The organism is Neobacillus rhizosphaerae (genome assembly GCF_050477885.1).
GTDB classification, from domain to species: Bacteria; Bacillota; Bacilli; order Bacillales; family Cytobacillaceae; genus Neobacillus; species Neobacillus rhizosphaerae_A.
Genome location: NZ_JBCNAC010000098.1, coordinates 22,150 through 39,792, shown reverse-complemented (window position 1 = coordinate 39,792; position 17,643 = coordinate 22,150). Strand labels below are relative to the sequence as shown.

Here is a 17,643-nt window from a genome sequence, read left to right as displayed (position 1 = left end):
ACCAAGGCGCTTCCGCTTTTATACCTGCCAAGGCCAGGGTGTGTCATCCCAGTTCCAAGGATAGCCTGAGTAGCTGTTTCCATATTGCAACAAGGGTCCAAATTGACTTTCAAATTGCTTTTTCAATCGTTTTCTTTCTTTTGCATAATGATTGAATTGATTAATAGCTTCAAGGTCATCGTTATGTGTGTCTAAGTATAGGGTTAGCTCGACTAAAACAAAGTCAACTGCTTGGAGCTGTTCCATTAATTGATAATATTCAGCGGGTACCTGGTTCATGATGGTAGACCCCCTTGCGCTTTTTCAGAAGAATTAAAGTATGGATCATAAAGGTCTTTCCATAGCGTGCCAGCTTTAAGTGCATCAAGTGGAGAAAATTGTGGAAGATTCGGTGGCTGGAATCCCATATATAAATGAGGTGGAGTAGAATAGGTTTTTTCTAGTATTGGCTTACAAGGGTCAAACGGACTTGCGTAAGGATGATATGTTTTAAAATGAGTATTCATTGTAGCCCTCCCTATATTTAACATCAATTAATCTTATGAAATAATTATCGATTCATGACATAAAACTTTAAGATATTAAAGGGATTTATTATCTGTTTGTAGAAGTATAATGAGAAGAATGGATAATTATTTTGAGGTGATGGGAATTGTTCGTAAAAAATATTATGATACCAAAGCATGAATGTTTTACTGTACAGGAAGATGTAACGTTGAAGGATGCTTTGGATATGTTAGAAAAGCATCAGATTGATGGGTTACCTGTCTTACGAGGAGAGGTATATTTAGGAGTAGTGACTCGATATAATATCTATGAAAGTTATTTTCTCTCAAATAAAGATAAAGAGGAGTACTTAAACTCGACATTCGTGAAAGATGCTCTCTCATATCAAGGTAAATTTTTACAAGGTGGAGAAATCTTTGAGAAAACGCTAATTGACCTAAAAGACTTCCCATTGATGGCAGTAGTGGATATAAACAATAATTTCCTTGGGGTGGTTACACGTTCTGATGTCATTAGCTCTTTTGAAAGTGCTTTTGGTGTAAACCGTCCAGGTGTTAGAATTGCATTTACCTCAGTGGAAACTGAAGGCCGAATTGCCAGACTATCTGAAATTGCCCATCACTTCCATGAACATATCATTTCACTGGTAACTTTTGATGAAACAGATAAATTAGTGAGAAGAATCGTTATGAAGATTGAAAAGAAAGATAATATCGACAAGTTTTCGAAAAAGCTAGAAGAGCATGGTTTCCGTATCTTGAGTATTCAAGAGGACTAATAACTCCAAATAGGTAAAGAAATAAAATCCCTCTCATACATTTATATGGGAGGGATTTTCATGTATTTTAATGTAGGCATGCTGTTAGTCACTTTCTTATGCGGCTATTTAACAATCCAATGGACACCAATTACACAACCGCTCGTCCTATCTGAATTTTTTATTAGTCTTGTTATTAATCCAATAAAATTCTTTGCTGCTTCTTTAGCTTTTTTTATCGGGATTATCTGTGCGGGAAGTCAACTTCGAATGATCTTACAAACAACCAAAAGAACCAGGAAAAATGACTTTCATTTAAAGTTGTTATTTTACTCCAAGATTGTGGGACTCTTAGTAGTATTCTTCTTACTTTTTCAATTGGGGTGGGTGCACACGCTTATTTTTTTTAGTTTAAGTATGGTTTATGGTATTATTTCCGTAAAATAATAAGAAAGAAAAGGGGAAAAATGATAATGATTATTTTATTGGTAGCCCTATGTATTCTTGGGGCATGCCTACTTGCATATATGTTAGTGGAAGCTTTCAGAAATAAAGTTTTGGAACATAAGCTGGTCTTTCCAGACTTTCCGGAATCCTTGGGAAATGTTTCACTTTTTTTTATTTCAGATATACATAGAAGAACGATTTCAGATACCATTATTAATATGGTTAAGGGAAAGGCAGATTTTGTTGTGATTGGGGGCGACTTAACAGAAAAAGGTGTATCCTTTGATAAGGTTAAAGCCAATTTAATGAAGTTAAAGCGGATAGGTCCTGTATATTTTGTTTGGGGAAACAATGATTATGAAGTGGATTATCACGAATTAGATGCTATTTTGCTAGATGCAGGTGTTAAAGTGTTAGATAATACAGCAGTCACCTTTGAATCCAGATTGGGAGAGAAATTATGTTTATTGGGTGTAGATGATTTGAATCAAAACCGAGATCGACTTGATAATGCCCTACAAGATGCTGAGGAAGGTAGTTTCAAAATTTTAGCATGTCACTATCCAAACATTACTGAGAAGATTGTTCCAGAACACAGAATTCGTTTAGTGTTAAGTGGACATACTCACGGGGGGCAAATACATATTTTTGGTTATAGTCCCTACAAAAGAGGCGGTATTAAAAAGTTAGCAAATACCATACTTTTCATTAGTAACGGATATGGGACGACAGCTTTTCCTTTAAGATTAGGGGCACCTGCTGAAACACACCTTATAACATTAAGCAGGGATCAAAAACAATAGAACCATGTAGACAATTCACCAATAACCCCTTAAGGCATAAACTGAAAATAAGAGTTATGTCACGGCAGGGGGCAAAAGCATGCGCTTAGAACGCTTAACGGCCAATAAAATTAAAATTTTTTTAACCTCTGATGATTTATTTGAAAGGGGACTATCGAAGGAAGATATTTGGAAGGATTCAAGCAAATGGAATCAGCTCTTTCATGATATGCTTGAAGAGGCAAGTGATGAGTTTGATGTAGATATACAAGGTTCAGTGGCAGTTGAGATCTTCTCCCTACAAGCTCAAGGGATGATATTAATCATTACAGTTGACGAAATAAAAGATGATGAAGATGACATATTGTATGATGGATTTATTGAAATGCAGGTTAGGCTTGAAGGCTGTGAGAATCTTTTATATGAATTTAAAGATTTTGAGGATATCATAGACCTTTCAAAAAGGTTATCCATTGCAGGTATAAGGGGAGGCAGTTTATATGCCCTAAATAACCGATATTTTCTTCTGATGGACCAAGTGGAAACGACTAAGAAAGAAATAGCTGCTTGTATATTATCGGAATTTGGAAATCCATCCATAATTAGTACGTACGTTCTAGCTGAATATGGAAAAGTAATTGTTGAAAATAAAACAGTGGAAACCATACTTCAATATTTTTCGTGAAATGTTATAGTAATATCTTTATTGAGGGGGCTTCGGTCCCTTCATACCGTTTATGGACTAGAAATAACAAAATTGGGAGTAGAATTTTTTGAGATTCCCTATTAAAATAGGAATGATAACGTTTACATTAGTGTGATATAAATTATCTACATGTGCATTTTTTTTCTTGCATAAATCATTTAAACGTGTATACTTGTCTCTGAAAGCGGACAACATTCGTAAAAGCGATTTCTTAGGAGGATTACAAATGGTAGCCGAAAAAGCTAATGAAAAGACTAATCAAGAGGGAAATCATGATGTGTTGAAATCAACGCAGACGGTTATACATAAGGCCCTTGAAAAGTTAGGTTATCCAGAAGAAGTATATGAGCTCTTGAAAGAACCGTTGCGTATGATGACAGTTAAAATTCCAGTAAGAATGGATGACGGTTCTATTAAAATATTTACTGGCTACCGTGCACAGCATAACGATGCAGTTGGTCCAACAAAGGGTGGAATCCGTTTCCATCCAGGTGTAACTGAAACAGAAGTGAAAGCTCTTTCCATTTGGATGAGCTTGAAGTGTGGTATAGTTGACCTTCCATACGGTGGTGGTAAAGGTGGTATCGTTTGTGATCCACGTGATATGTCCTTTAGAGAGCTTGAGAGACTAAGCCGAGGGTATGTACGAGCAATCAGCCAAATCGTAGGGCCAACGAAAGATATTCCAGCGCCAGACGTATTTACTAACTCACAAATCATGGCGTGGATGATGGATGAATATAGCCGGATAGATGAATTTAATTCTCCAGGTTTTATCACAGGAAAACCTCTTGTTCTAGGTGGATCACATGGACGTGAATCTGCAACTGCGAAAGGTGTAACCATTTGTATACGTGAAGCGGCTCAAAAGAAAGGCATTCAAATTGAAGGTGCCAAGGTAGTTGTTCAAGGGTTCGGAAACGCAGGAAGTTACTTATCAAAATTCATGCACGATGCAGGGGCTATCGTAGTGGGGATTTCTGATGCTTATGGTGCCCTGTACGATCCGAATGGATTGGATATAGATTATCTATTAGATAGACGCGATAGTTTTGGTACGGTTACAAAATTATTTAATAACACCATCACTAATAAAGAATTGTTAGAGCTTGAATGTGATATCCTTGTACCTGCTGCAATTGAAAATCAAATTACTGCAGAAAATGCTCATAACATTCGTGCAAGTATAGTAGTGGAGGCTGCTAATGGTCCAACCACTTTAGAGGCAACCGAAATCCTAACAGAACGTGGAATTCTACTTGTCCCAGATGTTCTTGCTTCTGCAGGCGGTGTAACAGTATCTTATTTTGAATGGGTTCAAAATAATCAAGGTTACTACTGGTCTGAGGAAGAAGTAGCGGAGAAACTTGAAAAAGTAATGGTTAAATCATTTAAAAGTATTTATGATACAGCTCAAACACGTCGCGTAGATATGCGTCTTGCAGCCTATATGGTTGGGGTTAGAAAAATGGCGGAAGCAAGTCGCTTTAGAGGCTGGATTTAAATAGTAACCTTTTGTTCTTGAAACGCACAAAGAAATCTCCTATCATTATACGGTAGGAGATTTTTTTATGTGATATTACGATCTACTTTATATATTTTGAATTTTTAAGGAGATGTACCAAGTTGGAAATTGAAGATGTAATTATAATAGGTGGGGGTCCCTGTGGATTAGCTGCAGCTATTTCATTACAACAAATTGGGAAAAGGCCATTGATTATTGAAAAGGGGAATCTAGTTAATTCTATTTATCATTACCCGACACATCAAACCTTTTTTAGTACAAGTGAAAAATTAGAGATTGGTAAAGTACCGTTCATTACAGATAGCTACAAACCCAAAAGGAATCAGGCTCTTGTTTACTATAGAGAGGTCGCTAAACGAAAAAAATTACGTATTCATTCATTTGAGACTGTTACTAAAGTATCCAACAGTGGAGAAGTATTTCTAGTTGAAACAAATATGAGAACATATAGTGCTAGGTATGTTGTTGTAGCAACTGGTTACTATGACCATCCGAATTATATGAAAGTACCGGGGGAAGACCTGCCAAAGGTTTTTCATTATTTTAAGGAAGCTCATCCCTACTTTGATCAAGACGTCTGTGTTATTGGAGGAAAAAACTCTAGTGTGGATGCTGCTATAGAACTTGTTAAAGCAGGTGCAAGGGTGACCGTTCTTTATCGAGGGGAAGGCTACTCTCCAAGTGTTAAACCATGGATTCTTCCAGAATTTGATTCATTAGTTAAAAACGGTACTATTGTTATGGAATTTCAGGCTCATGTAAAAGAAATTACAGGGGACCATCTTGTATATGAAAAGGATGGAAATCTACATACCATTCGAAATGATTTTGTTTTTGCAATGACGGGATACCATCCAGATCATCAGTTTTTGAAAAAAATGGGCGTTCAAATTGATGATGAAACAGGAAGGCCGCTTTTTAACCCGGAAACAATGGAGACAAACATAGAGGGAATATATATCGCAGGTGTCATTGCCGCAGGAAATAATGCAAATGAAATCTTTATTGAAAATGGTAGATTTCATGGTGGGCAAATTGCTCAGTCAATAGTAAAAAAAGAAGCCAAAGGGTGAGTGCAGATGAAAAAGGTGGTATTATTAACAACCGGTGGGACAATTGCTAGTAAGCCAAATAAGGATTCAGGTAAATTAGCTTCAGGTGCTATAACAGGGGAAGAACTGGCATCTATGTGTAATTTACCGAATGATATTGAAGTGATAGTCGAATCTGTTTTTCAAAAAGCAAGTATTCATATTACATTTGATGATTTAATAGTCCTAAAGAATAAAATCGAAGAATATTTTAAGGATGAAGCTGTTTCAGGAGTTGTTGTTACACATGGTACGGATACAATGGAAGAAACAGCGTATTTTCTTGATTTAACCATTAATGATTCCAGACCTATTGTTGTTACTGGCTCACAACGTTCTCCTGAAGATCAAGGTAGTGATGTCTATATAAATATGCGGCATGCTATTTATTCAGCTTGTTCTAGTGATTTGAATGACGTGGGAACAGTTGTTGTTTTTAATGAACGAATCTTTGCTGCTAGATATGTAAAAAAGGAACATGCATCAAATATACAAGGGTTTAATGCTTTTGGTTTTGGATATCTGGGAATTATTGATAATGATAAAGTACAGGTTTTTCAAAAACCAATTAAAAGAGAATATTTTAACATCCAATCATCAATTCCGCAGGTTGAAATCATTAAATGCTACATTGGTGCTGATGGGAAATTTGTTAAAGCTGCTCGAGAAGCGGGTGTTGTGGGCATAGTACTTGAAGGGGTAGGACGAGGTCAAGTGGCTCCGTTAATGATGGAAGAAATTGAAAAGTCGATAGCTGCAGGAATAAGATTAGTGGTCACAACGAGTGCGGAAGAAGGAGCAGTTTATACGACCTATGATTATGAAGGAAGTGCCTATGACCTTTATAAAAAAGGAGTAATTCTTGGGAGTGACAATGACTCTAAAAAGGCAAGGATTAAATTGGCAGTCGCCATGGCCAGTGGATTGAAGGATATTCATTTTTGAAAAATCAAACTTTCATTTTCTTTATAAAGGTTCCATGATACGATAAAGAAAACGGATTTGAAAAGAGGTTCATCATGCTTGGAATATTATCAGCCGGGATTGCCCCCGGACTGGCCCTACTAAGTTATTTTTATTTAAAAGATGAATACGACTCAGAGCCGATATCCTTTGTTCTTCGTACATTTCTATATGGAGCACTTCTTGTGTTTCCCATTATGTTTGTTCAACATGTGTTTGAAACGGAACATTTATTAAAATCTGATTTGATTAATGCGTTTCTTAGCTCAAGTCTTCTCGAGGAATTTTTTAAATGGTTTATTCTTTTTTATGCTGTATACCAGCACGTAGAGTTTGATGAACCTTTTGATGGAATTGTATATGGAGTAGCTGTTTCGCTTGGATTTGCAACAGTTGAAAATATATTTTATCTTTTGGCTAACGGAATTGAACACGCAGTCACCCGTGCACTTTTACCAGTTTCAAGTCATGCCCTTTTTGGGGTTATTATGGGATTTTATATTGGAAAAGCCAAGTTTACTGAGGGGATTAAAGTAAAATGGGTGATTCTGTCGTTATTATTGCCATTTCTTCTCCACGGGTCATATGATTTTATATTAATTTCACAAGAACATTGGTTGTTTATTATTTTTCCATTCATGATTTTCCTATGGTGGTTTGGTTTAAGGAAAGTAAAAAAAGCAAAAGTATTGAGTGCTACTCATATGAAAAAACAATATTCAGTTCAGAAAACCCTTCACTCTTGAAGGGTTTTTTAATTATTTGATTAAAATGGAATAAAAACACCAAGATAACAAAAAATAGGGTTACTGTTAAAAAGATTCATTATGGGGGTTATTATTCCATGTTAAAGAAAAAAATCCTAATCAAATGCTTCTTAGTTATCTTTTTCTTTACTATGCCATTTTCTTTAATGGTAAATCATGAGGCCCATGCTTTCTCTAGCCAGGTCATTCAAAAAGGAGCTGTAGGAGACGATGTCATCGAGTTGCAGTCCAGGCTCCAGTATATTGGCTACTATAATGGGAAAATAGATGGAGTATTTGGGTGGAGTACATATTGGGCATTAAGAAACTTTCAATATGAATTTGGATTACCAATTGATGGATTGGCAGGGACAGAAACAAAGGCTAAACTTGCCAAGGCTAGTAAATACAATGAACAATTTGTCAAGAAACAACTCAACACTGGTAAAAAGTTTACCCATTACGGTGGGGTTGATCAAAGTAAGCAAACAGCCCCTAGTCCAAAAGCACCAGCTAAAAAGGCCCCAACAAATAATGGAACAACTAAGTCGCCTGTACCTAAGGCAACAGCACCAAAAGCAACAGCACCAAAAGCAACAGCCCCTAAAAAAACAACCGCTGCAAACACGCCAAATGGGTTTTCACAAAATGATATCCGTTTAATAGCCAATGCTGTTCATGGGGAATCGCGGGGAGAGCCTTATATCGGTCAAGTGGCAGTAGCTGCTGTTATCCTAAACAGGGTTAATAGTTCAACATTTCCAAACACCGTTTCTGGTGTCATATTTGAGCCTGGCGCATTTACTGCAGTGGCTGACGGGCAAATTTGGTTGACACCTAACGAGAGTTCTAAGAAAGCTGTTATGGATGCAATAAATGGCTGGGATCCAACGGGTGAAGCGTTGTATTATTTTAACCCAGACACGGCCACTAGTGGATGGATTTGGGGTAGACCTCAAATTAAACGAATCGGGAAACATATTTTTTGTAAGTAGAGAGGTGAATAGAAGTGATTAGAGGAATATTAATAGGAATACTCGTCGTAGGCGTTGCGGGAACAGCATACTGGGGGTACCAAGAGCACCAGGAGAAAAATGCTATTCTTTTAAATGCGGAAAATAGCTATCAACGAGCATTCCATGATCTTACTTATCAAGTTGATTTATTGCATGATAAAATTGGAACGACTTTGGCAATGAACTCTAGAAAATCACTTTCCCCATCATTAGCCGATGTATGGCGGATTACTTCACAAGCACATAGTGATGTTGGGCAACTTCCATTAACCTTACTCCCGTTTAATAAAACGGAGGAATTCTTGGCGAGAATTGGTGATTTCAGCTATCGTACGGCTGTCAGGGATTTAGATAAGGAACCTTTATCGAAGAATGAATATGAGAAGTTAAAGGTATTATATAAACAGTCAGGTGACATTCAGAACGAGCTGCGAAATGTTCAGCATATGGTTTTAAAAAACAATCTTCGTTGGATGGATGTTGAACTGGCACTTGCTTCTGGTAAAGAGCAGACCGATAATACGATTATTGATGGATTTAAAGCTGTTGAAAAAACCGTATCAGGATATGATGAATCTGACCTAGGTCCTTCATTTGCAAATATGCAACTAAAGGATGAAAACTTTAAAAAAATAAAAGGAAAAACCATTTCACGTAATGAGGCTGTTAAAATAGCTAAAAAGTATATGAATTTCGATGGAAATGCAAAGGTCAAAGTAACGGAGAATGGTAAGGGTTCAAATTACGGTTTTTACAGTGTATCTATTAAAAATAACCAAACAGGCCAGGAAGCAAGTATGGATATAACGAAAAAGGCTGGACACCCAATTTGGTTTATTAATAATAGAGATATTAAAAAACAGGTTATAAGTCTAAATGACGCTGATAATAAAGCTGCAGCCTTTTTAAAGGAAACAGGTTTTAAAGATTTGGAAGTGTTTGAAAGTACTCAATATGATAATATCGGTGTATTTAACTTTGTTACGAATGTTAATGGAGTTAGAATATATCCTGAGGCAGTAAAGGTAAAAGTTGCTTTAGATAATGGTGATATTATTGGTGTATCCGCAGATGAATACTTAAAGTCCTTCCAAACTAGGGAAATAGGAAAACCATCAATTACTGTTGAGCAGGCGCGGAGTAAGGTGAATCCTAACTTTAAGGTCATGGAGGACAGGCAAGCAATCATTGTTAATGACCTTAATAAAGAAGTGCTGTGCTACGAGTTCTTAGGAACGATTGGAAACGATACCTATCGGATATTTATCAATGCGGTAGATGGAACTGAAGAAGAAGTCGAGAAGCTTAATAATGCAGAGGCTATTTACGAAGACGTGCTATGAGGAAAAGCGTAGCTTTTCCTCCTTTTCATTTAGGTATAGGATGAAACACTCGCTCCCATACTATTGCTATATGGATTCTGGAGTGGTAGTTATGAAGAAGGTAGAACAAATATTAATTAAAGTTGTTATCATTCAGTTTGTTTTTCTGTTTTTATCACAACTAATATTTCATCAAATGGATGTATTTCCTCAAATTAAGCAATTAACTAAATATGAAGGTGTGAATGAAAATACATTCACTGAAATTCTCCAAACCTTCCAAGGAAAGTAAGAAAGCAGGCAACCCTGCTTTTTTTTATTTTTATATGATTCTTTTATTAAATAATTCATTTTTAAAATGTTAAAAAAAAGAGGCATTTCCGCATCTTGTGGTAAAATAAATAGAAGAGAAACTTAGACGATCATGATAGCCATATAGGAGGATTTATGGAAAAGAAACTATCTATTGCAATTGACGGCCCTGCTGCGGCCGGAAAAAGTACCGTAGCAAAAATTGTAGCCGAAAAACTATCTTACATTTATATTGATACTGGGGCAATGTACCGATCATTAACATATAAAGCTATTGTGAACCATGTTAATTTAGAAGATGAGGCTTCTTTATTGGACACGCTATTATCAACAACAATTGATTTACATCCCTCAGAAAAAGGGCAATTAGTGTTTTTAGACAATAAGGATGTAACAGACGAAATTCGTTCTGCAGAAGTAACAAACTCTGTGTCTTATGTTGCAAAACATGAGCAAGTTCGCAAAGAAATGGTTAGAAGGCAGCAAGCTTTCGCTGTCGGTGGTGGCGTAGTAATGGATGGACGTGATATTGGTACTCACGTATTACCCAATGCTGAAGTAAAAGTATTCTTACTTGCAAGTGTAGAGGAAAGAGCAGTCCGTCGTCATAATGAAAACATGCAAAAAGGATACCCATCAGACTTAGAACAATTGAAGGAAGAAATTGCACGAAGAGATAAGATTGATTCAGAGAGAGAAGTAGCACCTTTGAAAAAAGCGGATGATGCAATTGAAATTGATACTACCTCTTTGACCATTTCCGATGTGGTTGAAAAAATAATGGCTCTGGTGCTCGAAAGGATTGGATAAGTGTGACGTTTTATGATTTTGCAAAGTCGGTAGTTTCTGGGGTTTTTAAACCTTTGTACAGAATTGAAGCTATTGGGGTAGAGAACTTCCCTAAAGAAGGGGGAGTTCTACTTTGTTCTAACCATATTCATAATTTTGACCCTTTAGTCGTAGGAATTATGGCCCCAAGGCCTGTTCACTATATGGCGAAAGAAGAAATCTTTCGCGTTCCTGTTTTGGGGAATGTTGTAAGAAATTGTAATGCCTTTCCTGTAAAAAGAGGGTTTGGCGATCGTGAAGCATTAAGGTCAGGATTAAAGGTCTTAAAGGAAGGGAATGTCTTCGGTCTTTTTCCTGAGGGAACAAGAAGTAAGACAGGAGAATTAGGAAAAGGACTTTCAGGAGCAGGTTTTTTTGCTTTAAGATCTGATGCTTTTGTGTTACCATGTGCAGTAATTGGTCCATATAAAAGTTTCAGTAAATTGAAGGTGGTATATGGGAAACCCATTGATATGAGTGAGATGAGAGCTGCAAAAGCTTCTGCAGATGAAGTGACCGTATTAATTATGTCAGAAATTCAAAAACTAATAAACGAGCATCAATAGGTTCTGCTTGACAAAATAGTCTATTTGTAAGAAGTTAATAAAAAGGGATTTTTTTTGAAAATTCTTTTCTTTTAAGTATGTTTTATATGTGGTGTTTACTGCGTGGTATTCACCAGATCATATATAGACTTTTTCAGTAAATGGATTAAGGAGGAATACATAATGTCTGAAGAACTAAATCAAGTAGAAGTGAAGAGCTTTGAAGTGGGTGACAAAGTAACAGGACAAGTTACTAAAGTCGAGGAAAAGCAAGTGTTAGTGGCTATTCAAGGCAGTAAACTTGATGGAATTATTCCAATTAGTGAGCTTTCAAGTCTTCATATTGAAAAAGCAACTGATGCAGTGGCAGAAGGTCAAGAATTAGAATTAGAAGTCTTAAAGGTAGAAGAAGAAGCACTAATTCTTTCTAAAAGAAAAGTAGATGCTGAAAAGGCATGGGAAACCTTAGAAAAACAATTCCAAAGCGGTGAAGTTTTTGAAACTGAAGTGAAGGACGTTGTAAAGGGCGGCCTTGTAGTTGACCTAGGCGTCCGTGGGTTTGTACCTGCCTCACTAGTTGAAGCACACTTTGTAGAGGATTTCAGCGATTATAAAGGACGTACACTTACTTTTAAAATTGTTGAACTCGATAAGGAAAAAAATCGTTTAATCCTTTCACACCGAGCTGTTGTAGAAGCAGAAAAAGGAAGACAGAAACAAGATCGTATTGGAGCATTGCAAGTTGGCCAAGTAATTGAAGGTACGGTTCAAAGAATTACTGATTTTGGTGCTTTCGTCGATATCGGTGGTATTGATGGTCTTGTTCATATCTCTCAATTATCTTACGAACATGTTGATAAACCAACAGATGTTGTCCAAGAGGGGCAAAAAGTTCAAGTAAAAGTGTTAAGTGTAGATAGAGATAATGAAAGAATTTCCTTATCAATAAAAGAGACTCTACCTGGACCATGGTCAAATATTCTTGAAAAGGCACCTAAAGGAAGTATTTTAGATGGTGTAGTAAAAAGATTGGTATCTTACGGTGCGTTCGTAGAGGTGTTCCCTGGTGTAGAAGGCCTTGTTCACATTTCTCAAATTGCACATAAGCATATTGGTACACCACACGAGGTACTAAAAGAAGGTCAAGAAGTAAAAGTAAAAGTGCTTGATGCAAATGAACAGGATCAAAGATTATCATTAAGTATCAAAGAACTGCTCGAGAAAGAGGTTGAGGAAAACCTTGATTATGAGCTTCCAGAAGAGTCAAAAGGCTTCCAATTAGGTGAAATGATTGGCGATAAATTAAAGAATCTAGGAAAATAATGGTGATATTAAGTGTCTAGATCGGAACGGAAATGGGATCACATTCGCTTTGCCCTTCAAAAAAGGCAAAACAGCTTACCTTTTTTTGATGATATTAAATTTATTCATCAAAGCTTACCGGATATCAGTGTGTCCGATGTACGATTAGACCACAAAATTGGCGAACTTTCTTTAAGTTCGCCAATTTTTATCAATGCGATGACTGGCGGCGGCGGTGAAAAAACGTATCAAATTAACAAGGAATTGGCGATGGTAGCTAGTCATATGGGATTGGCTATGGCAGTTGGTTCACAAATGTCTGCGTTAAAAGATAAAAGTGAGCGGTTTACTTATGAAATCGTCCGAAAAGAAAATCCAAAGGGGATTCTCATAGCTAATCTTGGCAGTGAAGCAACAGTAGAAAATGCTAAAGCGGCAATTGATATGATCGAAGCAAATGCATTACAGATTCATTTAAATGTTATTCAGGAATTAACGATGCCTGAAGGAGACCGAGATTTTTCTGGTGCCTTAAAAAGAATTGAAACAATTGTCGAACATGTTGATGTACCTGTTATTGTTAAAGAGGTTGGTTTTGGTATGGCTAAAGAAACGGTCCAATCCCTTATTTCTGTAGGGGTAGCTGCAGTGGATGTGGGAGGGGCCGGGGGAACTGATTTTGCGGAGATCGAAAATAAACGCAGAGAAAAGGCCCTGCCGTTTTTCCACCAATGGGGTATTCCTACACCGGTATCTATTATAGAAGCCTCTACTATACACCAGTCATCAATTATGTGCTCTGGTGGGTTTTTATCAGCTAGTGATATAGCGAAGGGGTTAGCCATCGGTGCGAACGCAATCGGATTTGCTGGACATTTTTTACGCATTCTTGTAGAAAATGGAATTGAATCCTTGGAAAACGAAGTGGAATCCCTTCACTACGAATTAAAATTAATTATGACTGCTTTAGGAGCAAAATCTATTTCAGATTTACAAAGTGCTCCTCTGATCATTTCAGGTGAAACATATCATTGGCTAAGCCAAAGGGATATAGATACAAAACACTACAGTCAGCGTTCGATTAAATAAAGCTCTCGCCTTAGCGAGAGCTTTTTCTTTTCTTGCTATTTTTTCCCGTCGTTTAGTCCCCGTGCTTCTTCAGGAGTGGATAGTTTGGTTGCACCAGGATAATGTAATGCTTGGTCTCGGTCAGATTCAACTCTTCCACTTTCTCTAAGTTTTTTTTCTTGGCGGTCTTTTCCCATGATTCACACCTCCTCTTAATAAGATGATACACATTGGAAATATTATTCGAGGAAGTATGAAAGTACATAAAGATTACCAATAATGAAAATAATAGGAGGTGTATGAAATGGAAGGGGCAATGTTTTATTGGATTAGTTGGTCAATTTGGGTTTACTTAACATTCATATTAGAAAGACAAAATCCATATCGTTTTAAACTATCAATATTGATTCTAATCCTAATAATTACCTCATCTATCCATCTGACGTATGAGGAAGTTGAATTTTATGCTAGTGGTATTTATTTATTAATCATTTCTTATGTGTTTATAAGCCAGGAAAAAAGAGGAGCTATCATTTATTATTTTATTTGTTCGTGTATTGTCTCCATGGCGTATGTGACCTTTCACTTATTTGAGATTTTTGACCCAATTTGGATTATCTTTAAAAAGGAATGGATGATGGGAATTTGCTTTGGCTATTTAGCTATTCTATTGCAAAAAACACTAAAAGGGCGGTTAATCATTATCTTAACTGGAACTATGCAGGGGGAGTTTTTATACGCGTATATCCTAAGTAAATATCAGTTTCCATATGCAATTGGTGCTTATGCTTATTTGGATGTTTATGCATTAATTTCTGCACTTCTCGTAGGTTGGAGTATGATTGAAAATGCGGGTGTACTTTTACAAAATCATTTTCCTTTTTTTGAAAAAGGAAAACAAAAATCATCATAAAATAGATTCATGGCAAGCTTTCCATTGCGGGAAAGGATTAACATTTGTTAAAATAATAAAGTTAGGCCCTTCTATATAACAGAAGGGTTTCTTTACTTAATAAGAACTCTATAAATGTTGCTAACATAATAAAATATATTTTCAATATAAGAATAAGAAAGGTTGGCGATCAAAATGGTTAAACCTGTTATTGCCATTGTAGGACGTCCAAACGTTGGTAAATCTACTATTTTTAATCGAATCGTTGGTGAACGAGTTTCTATCGTAGAGGATATTCCAGGAGTAACGAGGGATCGTATTTATAGTTCTGGTGAGTGGTTAACACATGACTTTAATGTTATCGATACGGGTGGAATTGATATTGGTGATGAACCCTTTTTAGAGCAAATTCGTCAGCAAGCTGAAGTGGCAATCGATGAGGCGGATGTCATTATCTTCTTAACAAATGGTAGAGAAGGAGTAACAGCTGCGGATGAAGAAGTAGCAAAGATACTATATAAGTCTAAAAAGCCAATTGTATTAGGTGTAAATAAAATCGATAATCCTGAGATGCGTGAGCAAATCTATGATTTTTATGCACTTGGATTCGGTGAACCAATTCCAGTTTCTGGCTCACATGGTCTAGGGCTTGGGGATTTACTAGACGAAGCAGCTAAACACTTTCCGAAAAATAAACAAGGTGATTATGATGATGATGTCATTAAGTTTTCTTTAATAGGACGCCCAAATGTCGGGAAGTCTTCGCTTGTTAACGCGATATTAGGTGAAGAACGTGTTATTGTCAGCAATATTGCTGGGACAACTCGTGATGCTGTCGATTCACCATATACGTATAACGGTGATAAATATGTCATAATAGATACAGCAGGAATCAGGAAAAAAGGAAAAGTGTATGAAACTACGGAGAAATATAGTGTGCTTCGGGCACTAAGAGCGATTGAACGTTCGGACGTGGTCTTGGTTGTTATTAATGCCGAAGAAGGTATTATAGAACAGGACAAGAAAATTGCAGGATATGCACATGAGGCAGGCCGAGCTGTTGTTATTGTGGTTAATAAATGGGATGCGGTAGAAAAAGATGAGAAAACGATGAAGGAATTAGAACAAAAGATAAGAGAACATTTCTTATTTCTTAGTTATGCTCCAATTGTATTCTTATCTGCAAAGACTAAGAAGCGAATTCATACCCTCCTTCCTATGATTAACACAGCTAGTGAGAACCACTCCATGCGTGTAGAAACAAGCGTTTTGAATGATGTTATTATGGATGCAATTGCTATGAATCCGACACCAACTGACAAAGGGAAACGTTTGAAAATTTATTATGCAACTCAAGTAGCAGTTAAGCCTCCTACTTTTGTTGTCTTTGTCAATGAACCCGAATTATTGCATTTCTCCTATGAACGTTTCCTAGAGAACAGAATTAGGGATGCTTTTGGATTCGAGGGAACCCCTATCAAAATATACGCTAGAGAAAGAAAATAAAGATAAGGTGGGTGTAAAATATGCAGGATCAGAAAGCAGCAGTAGCTGTTGTAGGCGCAGGAAGCTGGGGCACAGCACTTGCGATGGTTTTAGCCGATAACTCACATGAGGTTCGTTTGTGGAGCCATAACGAAGACCAGGTAAAGGAAATTAATGACTGCCATACAAATAAAAAATATTTATCTGGAATTGTTTTACCAGATTTAATAATTGGGTATGCATCCTTACGTAAAGCTTTGGATGGAGTTGAAACTGTCATCTTAGCAGTTCCTACCAAAGCAATTCGTGAAGTTCTAGGGAAATTGCGTGAGGTCATCTCAAGTCCAATTACCATTGCGCATGTTAGTAAAGGAATTGAACCAGATACACTTTTACGTATATCAGAAATGATAAAAGAAGAAATGCCTAAAAAACTGTTGCAGGATGTTGTTGTTCTTTCTGGTCCAAGTCATGCGGAAGAGGTAAGCCTAAGACACCCTACAACAGTTACCGTTTCTTCTGAAAATATGACTGCTGCTGAAAAAATTCAGGATCTTTTTATCAATCATAATTTCCGGGTATATACAAACTCAGATGTTATCGGAGTTGAAATTGGTGGTGCATTAAAGAATATTATTGCATTAGCTGCTGGGATTACAGATGGTCTAGGGTATGGAGATAATGCTAAAGCTGCATTAATGACTCGTGGATTGGCTGAAATCGCTCGTTTAGGCACCAAAATGGGTGCTAATCCGTTAACGTTTTCTGGATTAACTGGAATTGGTGATCTTATTGTTACATGTACCAGTGTTCATTCGAGAAACTGGAGAGCTGGAAATTTGTTAGGTAAAGGCAAAACCTTGGATGAAGTCCTTGATAACATGGGGATGGTTGTAGAGGGTGTTAGAACAACAAAGGCTGCTTATCAGTTAGCTAAGGAGTACAATGTAAACATGCCCATTACAGCTGCCCTATATGATGTCTTGTTTAATGGGAAAAACGCGAAGGATGCAGTTGATGTATTAATGGCCCGAGGTAAAACCCATGAGATGGAAGACTTAGTTAATGTGTTAGATGAACGAAATATATAGTCTAGCCTTAACCGTCTTATTAGTGACAGTTGGCTAGTCCTATAAATAAATTTAAATGATTTATTTTTATGTGGAAAAATGTGCATTTTTTTTAAGAAAATAGGCGTTCGATGATACGCTTTCTATGTAAATTGCATACAATGCAACGAAGCAACCTGGTAGTATGACGCTGGAGTTTGGGTTATTTAGTCCAATTGGCTGAAGTAAAGAATTCGCCCCTCTTTACTTCAGTTTTTTTCTGTCCGAAAGGTATTTAGA

Annotated in this window: 21 protein-coding genes; 18 read left to right on the top strand and 3 right to left on the bottom strand. The window is 36.8% G+C overall.

Going from position 1 to position 17,643, the window contains the following annotated elements:
* Positions 1 to 18: 18 nt before the first annotated feature.
* Together ABES03_RS13670 and ABES03_RS13665 are read right to left on the bottom strand one after the other, a co-directional pair.
* Complete coding sequence (locus tag ABES03_RS13670; protein WP_430117809.1) at positions 19 to 279, bottom strand: spore coat protein CotJB; 261 nt, start codon at positions 277 to 279, stop codon at positions 19 to 21.
* Positions 276 to 506 (bottom strand): spore coat associated protein CotJA, encoded by a 231-nt coding sequence (locus ABES03_RS13665; RefSeq protein ID WP_430117808.1) that lies wholly within the window; start codon positions 504 to 506, stop codon positions 276 to 278. The genes ABES03_RS13670 and ABES03_RS13665 overlap by 4 nt, the downstream gene beginning before the upstream one ends.
* Positions 507 to 652: 146 nt before the next feature.
* Here ABES03_RS13665 and ABES03_RS13660 point away from each other — a divergent pair, with 146 nt between their 5' ends.
* The 15 genes from ABES03_RS13660 to fni all read left to right on the top strand — a co-directional run bounded on the left by ABES03_RS13660 (position 653) and on the right by fni (position 13,938).
* Entirely contained in the window at positions 653 to 1,285 is a 633-nt protein-coding gene (locus ABES03_RS13660; RefSeq protein ID WP_430117807.1) for a CBS domain-containing protein, read from the top strand.
* Between the two features lie 60 nt (positions 1,286 to 1,345).
* Positions 1,346 to 1,711: a hypothetical protein gene (locus ABES03_RS13655; protein ID WP_430117806.1), complete on the top strand. Its 366-nt coding sequence runs from the start codon at positions 1,346 to 1,348 to the stop codon at positions 1,709 to 1,711.
* A gap of 20 nt (positions 1,712 to 1,731) precedes the next feature.
* Complete coding sequence (locus tag ABES03_RS13650; protein ID WP_430117805.1) at positions 1,732 to 2,514, top strand: metallophosphoesterase; 783 nt, start codon at positions 1,732 to 1,734, stop codon at positions 2,512 to 2,514.
* 79 nt (positions 2,515 to 2,593) lie between these two features.
* Positions 2,594 to 3,178 carry a genetic competence negative regulator gene (locus tag ABES03_RS13645; RefSeq protein WP_430117804.1) on the top strand — a complete coding sequence of 195 codons (585 nt, stop codon included), beginning with the start codon at positions 2,594 to 2,596 and terminating at the stop codon, positions 3,176 to 3,178.
* A 247-nt stretch (positions 3,179 to 3,425) separates the two neighbouring features.
* The gene (locus ABES03_RS13640; RefSeq protein ID WP_430117803.1) at positions 3,426 to 4,703 is read left to right on the top strand and encodes a Glu/Leu/Phe/Val family dehydrogenase; all 1,278 of its coding nucleotides are present in this window, start codon (positions 3,426 to 3,428) and stop codon (positions 4,701 to 4,703) included.
* 122 nt (positions 4,704 to 4,825) lie between these two features.
* Entirely contained in the window at positions 4,826 to 5,797 is a 972-nt protein-coding gene (locus ABES03_RS13635; protein WP_430117802.1) for a YpdA family putative bacillithiol disulfide reductase, read from the top strand.
* A gap of 6 nt (positions 5,798 to 5,803) precedes the next feature.
* Positions 5,804 to 6,760 (top strand): asparaginase, encoded by a 957-nt coding sequence (locus ABES03_RS13630; protein ID WP_430117801.1) that lies wholly within the window; start codon positions 5,804 to 5,806, stop codon positions 6,758 to 6,760.
* Between the two features lie 74 nt (positions 6,761 to 6,834).
* The gene (gene prsW / locus ABES03_RS13625; RefSeq protein WP_430117800.1) at positions 6,835 to 7,524 is read left to right on the top strand and encodes a glutamic-type intramembrane protease PrsW; all 690 of its coding nucleotides are present in this window, start codon (positions 6,835 to 6,837) and stop codon (positions 7,522 to 7,524) included.
* 152 nt (positions 7,525 to 7,676) lie between these two features.
* Entirely contained in the window at positions 7,677 to 8,519 is an 843-nt protein-coding gene (gene sleB, locus ABES03_RS13620; protein ID WP_430117813.1) for a spore cortex-lytic enzyme, read from the top strand.
* 14 nt (positions 8,520 to 8,533) lie between these two features.
* Complete coding sequence (ypeB, locus tag ABES03_RS13615; RefSeq protein WP_430117799.1) at positions 8,534 to 9,883, top strand: germination protein YpeB; 1,350 nt, start codon at positions 8,534 to 8,536, stop codon at positions 9,881 to 9,883.
* A gap of 91 nt (positions 9,884 to 9,974) precedes the next feature.
* Complete coding sequence (locus ABES03_RS13610; protein WP_335528995.1) at positions 9,975 to 10,154, top strand: YpfB family protein; 180 nt, start codon at positions 9,975 to 9,977, stop codon at positions 10,152 to 10,154.
* A gap of 155 nt (positions 10,155 to 10,309) precedes the next feature.
* Positions 10,310 to 10,984, top strand: a complete 675-nt coding sequence (gene cmk / locus ABES03_RS13605) for a (d)CMP kinase (protein WP_430117798.1) — start codon at positions 10,310 to 10,312, stop codon at positions 10,982 to 10,984.
* 2 nt (positions 10,985 to 10,986) lie between these two features.
* Complete coding sequence (locus tag ABES03_RS13600; protein ID WP_430117797.1) at positions 10,987 to 11,568, top strand: lysophospholipid acyltransferase family protein; 582 nt, start codon at positions 10,987 to 10,989, stop codon at positions 11,566 to 11,568.
* Between the two features lie 162 nt (positions 11,569 to 11,730).
* A complete protein-coding gene (gene rpsA / locus ABES03_RS13595; RefSeq protein ID WP_430117796.1) occupies positions 11,731 to 12,870 on the top strand; it encodes a 30S ribosomal protein S1 in 1,140 nt (379 codons plus the stop codon).
* A gap of 12 nt (positions 12,871 to 12,882) precedes the next feature.
* Complete coding sequence (gene fni, locus ABES03_RS13590; protein ID WP_430117795.1) at positions 12,883 to 13,938, top strand: type 2 isopentenyl-diphosphate Delta-isomerase; 1,056 nt, start codon at positions 12,883 to 12,885, stop codon at positions 13,936 to 13,938.
* A gap of 35 nt (positions 13,939 to 13,973) precedes the next feature.
* Here fni and ABES03_RS13585 read toward each other — a convergent pair whose 3' ends face one another.
* Positions 13,974 to 14,114 (bottom strand): YpzI family protein, encoded by a 141-nt coding sequence (locus ABES03_RS13585; protein ID WP_430117794.1) that lies wholly within the window; start codon positions 14,112 to 14,114, stop codon positions 13,974 to 13,976.
* A 107-nt stretch (positions 14,115 to 14,221) separates the two neighbouring features.
* Here ABES03_RS13585 and ABES03_RS13580 point away from each other — a divergent pair, with 107 nt between their 5' ends.
* The 3 genes from ABES03_RS13580 (at position 14,222) to ABES03_RS13570 (ending at position 17,385) form a co-directional block, all read left to right on the top strand.
* Complete coding sequence (locus ABES03_RS13580; RefSeq protein WP_430117793.1) at positions 14,222 to 14,830, top strand: YphA family membrane protein; 609 nt, start codon at positions 14,222 to 14,224, stop codon at positions 14,828 to 14,830.
* A 174-nt stretch (positions 14,831 to 15,004) separates the two neighbouring features.
* A complete protein-coding gene (der, locus tag ABES03_RS13575) occupies positions 15,005 to 16,315 on the top strand; it encodes a ribosome biogenesis GTPase Der (protein WP_430117792.1) in 1,311 nt (436 codons plus the stop codon).
* 20 nt (positions 16,316 to 16,335) lie between these two features.
* Positions 16,336 to 17,385 carry an NAD(P)H-dependent glycerol-3-phosphate dehydrogenase gene (locus tag ABES03_RS13570; RefSeq protein WP_430117791.1) on the top strand — a complete coding sequence of 350 codons (1,050 nt, stop codon included), beginning with the start codon at positions 16,336 to 16,338 and terminating at the stop codon, positions 17,383 to 17,385.
* Positions 17,386 to 17,643: the final 258 nt, after the last annotated feature.